The organism is Bacillus cereus group sp. MYBK216-1 (assembly GCF_051916495.1).
GTDB classification, from domain to species: Bacteria; Bacillota; Bacilli; order Bacillales; family Bacillaceae_G; genus Bacillus_A; species Bacillus_A thuringiensis_K.
In genome coordinates this window covers 47783-60423 of sequence record NZ_JBQAGT010000008.1, presented here as the reverse complement: position 1 = coordinate 60423, position 12641 = coordinate 47783, and the positions used below count along the sequence as shown (strand labels likewise).

The following is a 12641-nucleotide window of genomic DNA, read 5'->3' as shown; positions in this document are numbered from 1 at the left end:
GCTATTCAAAAGATGTCGTTACTTAAATGATGCCCATTTCTTTTCCTACTTTTTCATACTTACGAATTGCTTCATCTAACATTTCTTTCGTATGAGCTGCTGTAGGCATATTACGAACACGACCTGTTCCTTTAGCTACAGTTGGGAACACGATAGATTTTGCGTATACGCCTTCCTCATTTAGACGTTTACTAAACTCTTGTGTTAACACTTCGTCACCAATAATACAAGGTGTAATTGGCGTTTCACTTTCCCCAATGTTAAAGCCAAGTTCTTTTAATCCTTGTTTCAAGTAGCGGCCATTTTCCCATAAACGATCATGTAGCTCTGTGCTTTCCATTAAAATTTCAATGGATCGCATACATGCAGCTGCATCAGCTGGTGTTAATGCTGTAGAGAATAAGAATGGACGTGAACGAACTTTTAACCAGTCAATTAAGTTTTGTTTCCCTGCTACATATCCACCAATTACCCCAATTGCTTTTGATAATGTACCAATTTGGAAATCAACTTTATCAGATAGACCGAAGTGCTTTACAGTTCCTGCACCTTTTCCAAGTACGCCTGAACCGTGTGCATCGTCTACATATGTCATTAAATCTAATTCTTCTGCAATCTCAACAATTTCTGGTAATTTCGCAACATCTCCGTCCATTGAGAAGACACCGTCTGTAATTACCATTAATTTATTGTAAAGACCTGATTCTTTCGCCGCGATTGCTTTTTGGCGTAAATCTTCCATATCCGAATGTTTATAAACAATAATTTTGGCTTTTGATAGACGACTACCATCAATAATAGAAGCATGGTTTAATTCGTCTGAAAGAATTGCATCATTTTTATCCATAACGGCTGAAATCGCTGCCATATTACAGTTAAATCCTGATTGGTAAGCAATTGCTGCTTCTGTATGTTTAAACTTTGCAATTGTCTCTTCTAATTTAATATGCAAATCTAAAGTACCGTTAATTGTACGAACAGCTCCTGCCCCAACACCGTACTTATGAATTGCACCAATTGCTGCTTCTTGCAAACGGCTATCTGTTGCTAATCCAAGATAGTTGTTTGAAGATAAGTTAATATATTCTTTTCCGCCAATTGTAATGATCGGTCCATTTGAACTCTCAAGCGGATCAATTACGTTATAAAGCCCCTTTGATTTTAAATCCTCTAAATTTTCTTCTAAAAATTTCGCAAGTGTTTTACTAGACATCGTGAAGCCTCCCATCGTTCATGTAAGCGATTTATTGTCTTAATAGTTCCAATAATCCCTCTACTAGCTTAACACGTTTTCAGAATTTATTATAGAAAAATAGTTTAAAGTAACCGCTTACAATTTTAGATTATATATGATTCATTACAATAAATCTATCATTTACTTTTCATATTTGATAGAATTAAAAAAATATTTCGGGAGGTTTCAAACATGGCATTTACAGAATCTGATGTATACAATAACACAGCATTTTTCGAACAATATATGAAACGAAGATACCGAGAAAATAGCCCAAATGAATCCATTGAAAAACCAGTATTCTTTCAGCTCATTGGTCATGTACAAGGAAAACAAATTCTCGATTTAGGCTGTGGTGACGCTAAGTTTGGCGCGGAATTATTAGAAAAGGGATGCCACTCTTACACCGGCATTGAAGGCTCCGAACTTATGTATGAAAAAGCTAAAAAACAACTAGAAAATAAAAATGGATCTGTTCATTTTTTAAACCTCAAAGATTATACCTACCCCTCTTCCACTTTTGATTTAGTAACATCTAGACTCGCCTTACATTATATTGAACATCTTGATACCATTTTTCAAAAAGTGTTTCAAACTTTAAAAACAAATGGCACCTTTACCTTTAGCGTTCAACATCCCGTAATTACTTCTTCGTTTGAAAGCTTACAAACAAGTGGTAAAAGAACGAGTTGGCTCGTCGATGATTACTTTAAACTAGGCAAACGGGTTGAACCATGGATTGACCAAGAAGTTATTAAATATCATCGTACAACGGAACAGTATTTCACATTATTACAGCAAGCTGGATTTACCATTACATCATTAAAAGAAGCTACACCAAATTCAACCTATTTTCAAAATGAAGAAGAGTATAAACGTCGCTTACGAATTCCTCTCTTTCTCTTATTTTCTTGTACAAAATAAAAAAAAACGATGAATCACTCATCGTTTTTTTATCTCATTGCCTGGGCAACTTCTTTAACTACACGTCTTCCTCTTCCGTGCGGGATACAAAGTGGTGTTCCAAACAACGGATCCGTACTAATTTGACACTCCATTCGGAATACATCACGTACTAGTTTCTCATCTACCACTTCTTCAGGTTTACCTTGTGCATATATTTGTTTATCTTGAATTGCTACAATGTTATCTGCATAGCGGCATGCCAAATTTAGATCATGTAATACCATAACAATTGTTCTTTGTTCTGTTTCATTTAATTCGAATAATAAATCTAGCACTTCAATTTGGTGAGTCATATCTAAGTATGTAGTTGGCTCATCCAGTAAAATAATATCTGTATCTTGTGCAAGTGTCATTGCGATCCAAGCACGTTGACGTTGTCCACCTGAAAGGGCATGCACATCTCGCTCAGCAAATTCTGTCATACCTGTTGCTGCAAGTGCCTTCTGTACCATTTCCTCGTCTTTTTCTGACCATTGCTTCAGCCATGTTTGATATGGATAACGCCCTTGCTTTACAAGTTGTAATACTGTAAGTCCTTCTGGTGCTTGTGGTCCTTGCGGTAAAATCGCCATTTGACGAGCAATTTGCTTCGTTTGCATACTTTGAATTGCTTGATTATCTAACAAAATATCACCATTTGTTGGCTTTAATAATCTGGCTAGTGAACGTAATAAAGTTGATTTCCCGCAACCGTTAGAACCAATAAAAATTGTAATTTCTCCTTTTGGAATTTCTAAGTTCAGCTCATCAATAATAATTGTTTCACCATAAGACAACGTCAAGCGTTTCGTCTCCAATGCTTTTTGCATATTCATCTCCCTTTATGAATTCCGACTTTTATAAAGTAAATAAATAAAATAAGGTGCACCAATTGCTGATGTAAATACCCCTGCTGGAATTTCAAGTGGTGTGAAAATTGTACGCCCTATTAAATCTGCAGCAAGTACTAGAATTGCACCGACAATAGCTGCAACTGGGAGTAATGCACCGTATAAAGAACCAACTAATCTTCGTGAAATATGTGGTGCCATTAAACCGACAAATCCAATCCCTCCGGCAAAAGCTACCGCACCACCAATTAAAGCTGTACTAAGTAATAACATAAATACACGCGACTTTGTTAAAGGAACCCCAAGTCCTACCGCTATATCATCCCCTAGCTCTTGTGCATTTAAATGCCTAGCTGCGATAAATGATATTACTGTTAAAATGAGAACCCAAGGCGCAAGTACCATAACATTTTGCCAAGAAGATCCGTAAACGGTACCTGTAATCCATACATTCGCTTGACTCGCTTGATAAATTGGTGCTAATAACATAAACAAAGTCGTTGCCGCCTTCGTTAATGCCCAAAATCCAACACCAATTAAAACGAGACTAATTGGTGATAATCCATCATTTTTCCATGCAAATAAGTATACAAAAACCGCTACAATCGTTGCTCCTGCAAAAGCTGCGAGCGGCATATAATGAATACTTACCGTTAGTGCATTATTTTTATCACTAAATAGCGCTAAAAATAATACAACTGCGACACTTGCCCCGCCCGTAATCCCGATGATATCAGGAGAAGCAAGTGGATTTCGAACGAGCCCTTGTAAAATACAGCCCGCTACCGCAAGCGCAATTCCTACAAGGATAGCAATTAAAATACGTGGCATACGAAACTTATTTACAACCATGTTAGACATCGCATCGCCATTTCCGGTAATTGCTTGCCATACGTCATAAGGAGCAATTTTCATGTCTCCCATACCTGCGCTCGCAAAGAATAATCCTATTAAAACAACTAGTAAACTTAACAAGACGAGACAAGCTCGTTTATACATTAAAAACGAGAGCTCGCCTTTTCCTATACGAAACGGAATATATTTCTTCATTTGCTAAGCCCTCTCTTACGTGCAATATAAATAAAGAACGGTGCTCCAATAAATGCTGTCATAACTCCCACTGGTACTTCTTGTGGCATAATGACATATCTTGCTGCTATATCAGCCAATATTAGTAGTATTGCACCTAACAATCCGCTATAGGGCACTCTCCATCTGTGGTCAACTCCAACAAGAAATCTAGCAAAATGCGGAGTAATAATTCCAATAAATCCAATTGGGCCAGCAACCGCAACTGAACCACCAGACAACAGTACAATAATAAGTAACACGAACGATTTCATTAAAATTGTTCGTTGTCCAAGTCCTTTCGCGACGTCTTCTCCCATCATCAATGTATTTACTTTCCCTGCCATCATAAGAGATGCAATCCATCCTATTAATAAATACGGGAATACAGATTGTAAAATTTCTAACTTTCTCCCTTGCACAGATCCAGCAAGCCAAAATAATACCTCTTCAAGTGCTTTTTCATTTAACACAAGTAATCCTTGTGTTAATGATGAAAATAACGCACTAATTGCGACCCCTGCTAACGTTAACTTAAGAGGAGTAGTCCCTTCTTTTCCTAAAGAACTAGAAGCAAATACAAGTACAGCTGCAACCGCCGCTCCTAAAAAAGCAATCCATGTGAAAGCTGATAATGATGTCACGGAAAAGATTACAATTGCTACAACTATGAAGAACGCAGCACCTGAATTTAATCCAATAAAATCTGGAGAAGCAAGTGGATTCTTCGTTAAAGTTTGCATAAGACAACCAGCAATGGCTAAACTAGCACCAACACTAGCTGCAATTAACGCCCTAGGCAGACGTACATTTTCAATAATAATATGTTCATTGGAACCGTTAAAATGGAAAAAAGCATCCAATGCTAGTTTCCAACTCGTATTTGTATATCCGAAAATAATACTTCCCCAAATACAAATGACGACTGCAATGATTCCAACAAATAATCCAATCCATTTTGCTCGATTTGTTTTTAATAACATGCAGCGTTTCCCCTTCAATGTATAATGATACGTTGTTAGTGTATTTCAACTTAATTCTCATTGTCAACGGAAATGAGAATTATTTTCACCCATATATATTGACAATTAAAAGATAAAGGCTTAATATCATGCTTGCTATTGAAAAATATTCTCAACATATAGGGGGTACATAATGAATTTCATGCGGAAGAAATCGTTTACAGTATTTGTATTTTTACTAGCATTTTCAATGCTTTTAAGCGCTTGTGGAAAATCAAATAACAAAGAAGAATCTCCAAAAGAAGATACTAAAAAAGAAGTGGTTACTGTAGAACATGCAATGGGTAAAACAGAAGTTCCTGCTAATCCAAAACGTGTAGTTATCTTAACAAATGAAGGAACTGAAGCTTTACTTGAATTAGGTGTGAAACCAGTTGGTGCTGTAAAGTCTTGGACTGGTGACCCATGGTATCCACATATTAAGGATAAAATGAAAGATGTAAAAGTTGTTGGTGATGAAGGACAAGTTAACGTTGAAACAATCGCTTCTTTAAAACCAGACTTAATTATCGGTAACAAAATGCGCCACGAAAAAGTGTACGAACAACTAAAAGCAATTGCACCTACTGTGTTCTCAGAAACATTACGTGGTGAATGGAAAGATAACTTCAAATTTTATGCAAAAGCATTAAATAAAGAAAAAGAAGGTCAAAAAGTTGTAGCTGATTACGAATCACGTATGAAAGATTTAAAAGGCAAACTTGGCGATAAAGTAAATCAAGAAATCTCTATGGTTCGTTTCATGCCTGGTGATGTTCGTATTTATCATGGCGATACATTCTCTGGTGTTATTTTAAAAGAACTTGGATTTAAACGTCCTGGAGATCAAAATAAAGATGATTTTGCAGAGCGTAACGTATCTAAAGAGCGTATTTCTGCTATGGATGGTGACGTATTATTCTACTTCACATTCGATAAAGGAAATGAGAAAAAAGGATCTGAACTAGAAAAAGAATATATAAACGATCCTCTATTTAAAAATTTAAATGCCGTAAAGAATGGTAAAGCATACAAAGTCGACGATGTTATTTGGAATACAGCTGGCGGTGTAATGGCTGCTAACCTATTACTAGATGACATCGAAAAGCGCTTTGTTAAATAATATTTCCTTAACCAGCTCCCTTCTATGGAGCTGGTTATTTTTCAATTCACTTAAATGTCACATTATTTCGTTTTGTATTTTTATTCCCAATATGTTATATTATAAAAGTAAATAGAGTATATTTTCTTTATATCAGAATATTTTTTTAATCTAATTTTTCTGATTAATCACTATTTTATTTTCTTTTAGAATTCAATTATTACATTTGAAAACGCTTATCATCTCGTTTTCAGGGCAAAATACAGTAACGGTTGAAGAAAAATAGAACTTTTTTAGAAATTTTCTTTCTATTTCCATATAATTCTATTGACTTCTAAATATTTTGTAAATTAAAATGATTACATAAATATCCGTTATACAGGATTAGGGGGAAACAAAAATGGATGCAGCTTTAAAATTAGACAAAGCTGGAGAGCAACAATCACCAAAAAAACATCCACCAGGGTTATACTTGTTGTTCTTTACAGAGGCGTGGGAAAGATTTAGTTATTACGGAATGCGTGGCTTATTAGTTCTTTATTTAACAACGAGCTTAGTAAGCGGCGGTTTAGGATTTGATAAAGCAGTTGCAGTTCAAATTTACGGTATTTTCACAATGCTTGTATATTTCACACCTATTATTGGTGGTTGGTTAACTGACCATTTCATTACGAAGCGACATGCCATTACTATTGGTGGTATCATCATGGCAATTGGTAACTTTGTATTATTCTCAATGAACACAAAAACTGGACTTTTCTTAGGATTAGGATTATTAGTTATTGGTAACGGATTCTTCAAACCAAATATTTCGACTTTATTAGGTCAATTATATAGCGAAAATGATTCTCGTCGTGATAGTGCCTTCACTATCTTCTACATGGGGATTAACTTAGGAGCTCTTATCGCTCCATTCATTTGCGGTTACTTCGCAGATTATAGATACGGTTTCTTAACAGCTTGTATCGGTATGATTATTGGGCAGCTTGCCTTTAATTTCTTAGCACCTCGTTACTTAGGGTCTATCGGAACAACTGTTGTAGGTAAACAATCTAAAGAAAAAAATGCAAAAGCAATTGAGAAAAAACCTTTAACAACACAAGAGAAAAAACGTACTGCTGCAATTTTAATTTTAACTTGTTTCGTAGTATTCTTCTGGGCAGGATTTGAGCAAGCTGGTAGTTCTTTAACACTTTACACAGATAAGTTCGTAGATCGTACAATCGGTGGATTTACAATTCCAACACCTTGGTTCCAATCTGTAAACCCACTATTCATTATCTTACTAGCATTACCTGTTTCTGCGTTATGGATTAAGCTTTCAAAAACAAAAAATGGTGATTTGAAAATCCCAACAAAAATGGCATTAGGCATGATTTTACTAGGGATTGGATATTTAGTTCTAACTTTAGCTGTTTTAAAAACTGGTAGCGATGAAGGTAACATTACAATGAAAGCAAATTTACTATTCATTGTATTCACTTACATGTTCCACACAATCGGTGAGTTATTCTTATCACCAATCGGATTATCTATGGTAAGTGCAATCGCTCCTGTTAAATTAGCATCATTATTAATGGGTGTATGGTTAGCTGGTACTGGCTTCGCAAACTTATTAGCAGGACAATTAGCCGCTTTCACTCAATCTTTAGGATATTTAGAAGTATTCGCAAGCATCGGTATTATCGTAATTGTACTGGGATTAGTACTTCTGATGTTCTCTAAGAAAATTGCACATATGATGGAATAAAAAAAAGACGCTTCTAAAATTAGAAGCGTCTTTTTTATTATTTCTCCTCTAAAGCTGTCACGTCCACATGAACGCTCTCACCAGGATTAGATACATCATACACTTGAGCACTCCCCTTCTGCTCATCACAGCTCTCAATCCATACTGGTACGCCCTCATATGTAACGTCAATTCTACTTGAAGAAGATAAGATTTGTTTCACACGTTTCACATCCATACTACTATCCCTCCTTTTGCTTACTACACTCCTTTCTATTTTTTCTTTTCCTTTTAGAATATATTCGGTAAGGCAGCATGTTGATTAATAGTCATTTCTTCCTCACATGCTAATATTTACTCTCTCGCTACCTTTCTGACAAATAAAAAAAGACGTATATTACATACGTCTTTTTCCACAATATTCAAATTTTATGAAAATAATGTTTTTACTACCGCACTTACTTTATCATTATGAATTTGATAATACACTTCTAATCCTCGTCTTTCAAAGCGCACTACTTTATTTTGCTTTAACTTCGTTAAATGTTGTGAAACCGTTGATTGCGGAATTTCTAATACTTCCTGTAGTTGTGTTACATTACATGTTCCTCTTTGCATAAGTTCCATTACTAGACGTAGACGAAGTGGGTGAGCTAACGCTCTTAACATTTGTACATCTTCTTCTGAAATACGACATTCGAATTGATTTTGGCTCATAAAGTTCCCCTCATTTTCGTTTTTATTTGCGTTTTTATGTTCTTTTTATTTATTTATATATCTGTTCTTATATTTCCTGTTACGACATAACTTTATCAACCTATAAAGCCGAAAAATTTTTCCATCTTTATCAGCAAAAATTCAGGAAAAAATCCTTGCTGATTTTGAATATTATACTATATGATATAACGAAAAAGCAAAATAATGGCCTACGAATACTTTGCTTGCAAACGTTGTTTTATCAGGCTTTTTGTTATATTTTCACCTCATTGAAATGCACAGTAACGGTATTGTAAAATACCGTCTATAATTGATAACCTATCGTAATGTAGTTGAACTATAATTAACCTCTTTGTTACGTTAAAAGGAATTTTCAGTAAAAAGAGATGATGTGATATTAAAAATTTGTTTCTAATTTTTTATTCGTATTGCAAGCGGTTGGACTGTTGTGCAAAACTTCCTATTAAATCCACTCAACGTGCCTCCCTCACTAAATCAAACAGGACAGATAAATGCATATATTAAACTTTATACTCGATATAAAAGACAGCATCTAATATACACCAGAGAACATGCCATCTGAATAAGCAAAATAATATGCAAATAGTTTATACAGCACACTTAAATTCATTTGAGTGTGTTTTTTGTCTACTTTATGAACAAAGCTTTTCTTTTAACACTATTATGGAATAATTATACTTTTTTACGTTGACAATAGTGTTGAAGGAGAATATACTAAGCATGTAAGTTGATTGTGAATAGTTTCACAAATAATGTGAATTTCTTCACATATAATAGATAGGAGTTGTCATTATTATGAGTACTTGGACACAAATTTATGACCCATTAAACAATATTTGGTTATCTGCACTAATCGCAGCACTTCCAATCTTTTGTTTCATCATTTGTTTAATGGGATTCAAAATGAAAAGTTACATGGCTGGTCTTTATAGTGTGATCGTCGCTATTATCCTTGCAATATTTGTTTATAAAATGCCAGCAACAGTAGCTGTAGCATCTGCCGGATTCGGTGTTTTATCTGGATTTTATCCAATTTGTACTATCGTTATCGCCGCAATTTTCCTTTACAAATTAACTGTTAAAACAGAGCAATTCAATATTATTCGCGATAGTATTTCAAGCATTACAAATGATCAACGTTTACAAGTATTATTAATCGCTTATTCTTTCGGTGCTTTCTTAGAAGGCGCAGCTGGTCTAGGGGTTCCAGTTGCTATTACAGCTGCACTACTTGTGGGTATGGGCTTTAATCCATTAAAAGCAGCAGGTATTTGTTTAGTAGCTAATATTGCTGGTGGTGCTATGGGTGCTATGGGTATTCCAGTTACAGTGCCAGCACAATTAACTCAACTTGACGCATTAACTATTGGTCGTCAAACTGTTCTTATTTTACCTTTCATTAGTATTATTTTACCTTTCTTACTTGTTTCAATGGTCGATGGAATTAAAGGTATTAAAGAAACTTGGCAAGGTATTCTTGTAAGTGGTGTTTCTTTCGCTATTACTCAATTCGCTGTAACTTACTTCTTAGGTGCAGAACTTACTAATATTTTCGCAGCAGTTGTAAGTATGATTGCTCTTGCATTATTCTTACGTGTTTGGCAACCAAAATCTTCTACTAAAGAAGAAAAACAAGAAACTAAAGTATCACATACATTCAATCAAATTTTATATGCTTGGTCTCCATTCGTATTCTTAACTGCATTTGTAACAATCTTTAACTTAAAACCGATTAAAGCTTTATTTGCTCCAGATGGTGCGTTAGCAAACTTAGTATTTAACATTCAGTTCCCTGGTCTTCATAATGCTGTTATGAAAACTACACCAATTACAAAAGCTGATACACCTTTCGCAGCTGTTTTCAAATTTGATGTATTCTCTTCTACAACTACTGCGATTGTACTAGCAATTATCGTTTCACTTATTGTTTACCGCGTAAAAGGTAAAATGGTTAAAGAATTAATGATTGAAACAATGAAAGAATTAAAAGCTCCAGTATATACAATTTGTAGCGTTATCGCTTTGGCTTACGTAGAGAACTACTCTGGTATGTCATCTACACTTGGACTTGCATTCTCTTCTACTGGTAATGCATTCCCAGTTCTTTCTCCAATCTTAGGATGGATTGGCGTATTCATTACAGGTTCAGTAGTTTCAAGTGGTTCTTTATTCGCACCACTTCAAGCAGTAACAGCAGACCAGTTAAACATCGTTCCTTCTACACTCGTTGCCTTAAACGTAGTAGGTGGTACAATGGCAAAAATGGTTTCACCACAATCTGTAGCAGTTGCTTGTGCCGCAGTTGGACTAGTTGGTAAAGAATCTGCTCTATTTAAAACAGCAATGAAATACAGTTTAATCTTCTTAGCTGTTATTAGCTTACTTCAATTAAACGCTGTATTTAATATCTTTTAAAAATAAAACACCGATCCAAATGGATCGGTGTTTTTCACATTACATTTTTTTATTTTTTAATAAAGAAGCTCCAGCAATTTCAGGGTGAGTCATTTCGAATGGATCTAAAATAATATCCAATTCCTCTTCAGTCAGTACACCATGTTCTAAACATAACTCTCTAACAGATTTTCCTGTTTCAATTGCTTCACGTGCAATACGAGATGCTGCTTCATAACCAATATGAGGATTAACTGCTGTAATAATTCCAACACTTTTCTCAACATATCGCTTCAGCAATTCTTCATTTGCTGTAATTCCTTCAATACAATATTCACGGAATACACGGAATCCATTATTCATAATACTAATAGATTGAATTAAATTAAATACAAGTACAGGCTCCATTACATTTAACTCTAATTGTCCTGCTTCTGATGCTAAGCAAATTGTATGATCGTTTCCGATTACTTGGAATGCGACTTGGTTAATCACTTCTGCCATAACTGGATTTACTTTACCTGGCATAATCGATGAACCTGGCTGACGTGCTGGCAATTGAATTTCAGCTAACCCAACACGTGGTCCAGACGCCATAATACGAAGATCGTTTGCAATTTTAGACATGTTCATCATACATACTTTAAGTGCTGCAGATACTTCTGTGTATGCATCTGTATTTTGCGTTGCATCAACTAAATGCTCTGCACCAACAAGTGGGAGTCCACTAAACGTTCTTAAATGTTTTACCACTTGTTCAATATACGTAGGATTTGCATTTAATCCTGTACCAACAGCCGTCGCGCCCATATTCACTTCATATAAATGTTGACGAGACTGTTTAATTCTTTTTATATCACGCGCAAGCACTCGGCTATACGCTTCAAATTCTTGTCCAAGGCGAATTGGAACTGCATCTTGTAAATGTGTGCGTCCCATTTTAATAACGTGATCAAACTCTTTTGCTTTTTTACGAAAAGCAGAATGAAGTTCTTCCATTGTTATAAGAAGCTTTTCTAACATCATAAGAGTTGCAATATGAATCCCTGTTGGAAACGCATCGTTCGTTGATTGGGCCATGTTCACATGAGTGTTTGGGCTAATTTTCGCATACGCACCTTTTTCATATCCCATACGTTCTAACGCTCTATTCGCAATTACTTCATTTGTATTCATATTAATAGAAGTTCCGGCTCCGCCTTGAATAGGATCCACGATAAATTGATCATGAAACTTTCCATCAACAATTTCTTGCGCTGCTTCTGCAATTTCATGTCCAATGTCTTTAGCTAAGTAACCAGTGTCTATATTCGCAAGCGCCGCCGCTTTTTTCACAATTGCCATTGCTGTAATGAGTGATGGATGAATGCGATATCCTGTAATTGGGAAGTTTTCTACGGCACGTAATGTTTGTACACCATAATAAGCTGCACTTGGTACTTCTTTTTCACCTAAAAAATCTTTTTCTATACGTATATCCTTCGTTGCTATCATTTTTATCACCTATACTTTTTCATTCTAAATCCTTATCCAAAAAATCCGCCCTCTAAAAACACGAGTATCATTCAGAAGAATTTTT

11 protein-coding genes are annotated in these 12641 nt (G+C 35.3%); 4 read left to right on the top strand and 7 right to left on the bottom strand.

Annotated elements, in window-relative coordinates; all coding sequences use genetic code 11:
* Positions 1-22 precede the first annotated feature (22 nt).
* On the bottom strand, positions 23-1213 hold the full coding sequence (locus tag ACTFRH_RS23570) for a glycine C-acetyltransferase (protein WP_000095906.1): 1191 nt from the start codon (positions 1211-1213) through the stop codon (positions 23-25).
* A gap of 213 nt (positions 1214-1426) precedes the next feature.
* Between ACTFRH_RS23570 and ACTFRH_RS23565 the strand changes: the two genes are divergently transcribed.
* Positions 1427-2158, top strand: coding sequence for a class I SAM-dependent DNA methyltransferase (locus ACTFRH_RS23565; RefSeq protein WP_000885967.1), 732 nt, complete (start codon positions 1427-1429; stop codon positions 2156-2158).
* Between the two features lie 29 nt (positions 2159-2187).
* Here the strand turns inward: ACTFRH_RS23565 and ACTFRH_RS23560 are convergent, their stop codons facing one another.
* From ACTFRH_RS23560 to ACTFRH_RS23550, 3 genes are read right to left on the bottom strand one after another with little or no spacing between them, the layout of a single operon-like run.
* A complete protein-coding gene (locus ACTFRH_RS23560) occupies positions 2188-3009 on the bottom strand; it encodes an ABC transporter ATP-binding protein (protein WP_001167953.1) in 822 nt (273 codons plus the stop codon).
* A gap of 12 nt (positions 3010-3021) precedes the next feature.
* A complete protein-coding gene (locus ACTFRH_RS23555) occupies positions 3022-4080 on the bottom strand; it encodes a FecCD family ABC transporter permease (protein WP_000760057.1) in 1059 nt (352 codons plus the stop codon).
* Positions 4077-5081, bottom strand: coding sequence for a FecCD family ABC transporter permease (locus ACTFRH_RS23550; RefSeq protein WP_000925225.1), 1005 nt, complete (start codon positions 5079-5081; stop codon positions 4077-4079). Before ACTFRH_RS23550 ends, ACTFRH_RS23555 begins: the two co-directional genes overlap by 4 nt.
* A gap of 172 nt (positions 5082-5253) precedes the next feature.
* Between ACTFRH_RS23550 and ACTFRH_RS23545 the strand changes: the two genes are divergently transcribed.
* Together ACTFRH_RS23545 and ACTFRH_RS23540 are read left to right on the top strand one after the other, a co-directional pair.
* A complete protein-coding gene (locus ACTFRH_RS23545) occupies positions 5254-6222 on the top strand; it encodes an ABC transporter substrate-binding protein (protein WP_001010268.1) in 969 nt (322 codons plus the stop codon).
* A 379-nt stretch (positions 6223-6601) separates the two neighbouring features.
* Positions 6602-7951, top strand: a complete 1350-nt coding sequence (locus tag ACTFRH_RS23540) for a peptide MFS transporter (RefSeq protein WP_000338314.1) — start codon at positions 6602-6604, stop codon at positions 7949-7951.
* 37 nt (positions 7952-7988) lie between these two features.
* Here the strand turns inward: ACTFRH_RS23540 and ACTFRH_RS23535 are convergent, their stop codons facing one another.
* Together ACTFRH_RS23535 and ACTFRH_RS23530 are read right to left on the bottom strand one after the other, a co-directional pair.
* Positions 7989-8168 (bottom strand): acid-soluble spore protein H, encoded by a 180-nt coding sequence (locus ACTFRH_RS23535; protein WP_000382679.1) that lies wholly within the window; start codon positions 8166-8168, stop codon positions 7989-7991.
* Between the two features lie 191 nt (positions 8169-8359).
* Positions 8360-8647 (bottom strand): ArsR/SmtB family transcription factor, encoded by a 288-nt coding sequence (locus ACTFRH_RS23530; protein WP_000081428.1) that lies wholly within the window; start codon positions 8645-8647, stop codon positions 8360-8362.
* Between the two features lie 816 nt (positions 8648-9463).
* Here ACTFRH_RS23530 and ACTFRH_RS23525 point away from each other — a divergent pair.
* Positions 9464-11083 carry an L-lactate permease gene (locus ACTFRH_RS23525; RefSeq protein WP_000109096.1) on the top strand — a complete coding sequence of 540 codons (1620 nt, stop codon included), beginning with the start codon at positions 9464-9466 and terminating at the stop codon, positions 11081-11083.
* A 39-nt stretch (positions 11084-11122) separates the two neighbouring features.
* Here the strand turns inward: ACTFRH_RS23525 and aspA are convergent, their stop codons facing one another.
* Entirely contained in the window at positions 11123-12556 is a 1434-nt protein-coding gene (gene aspA, locus ACTFRH_RS23520) for an aspartate ammonia-lyase (RefSeq protein WP_440048815.1), read from the bottom strand.
* Between the last annotated feature and the right edge of the window lie 85 nt (positions 12557-12641).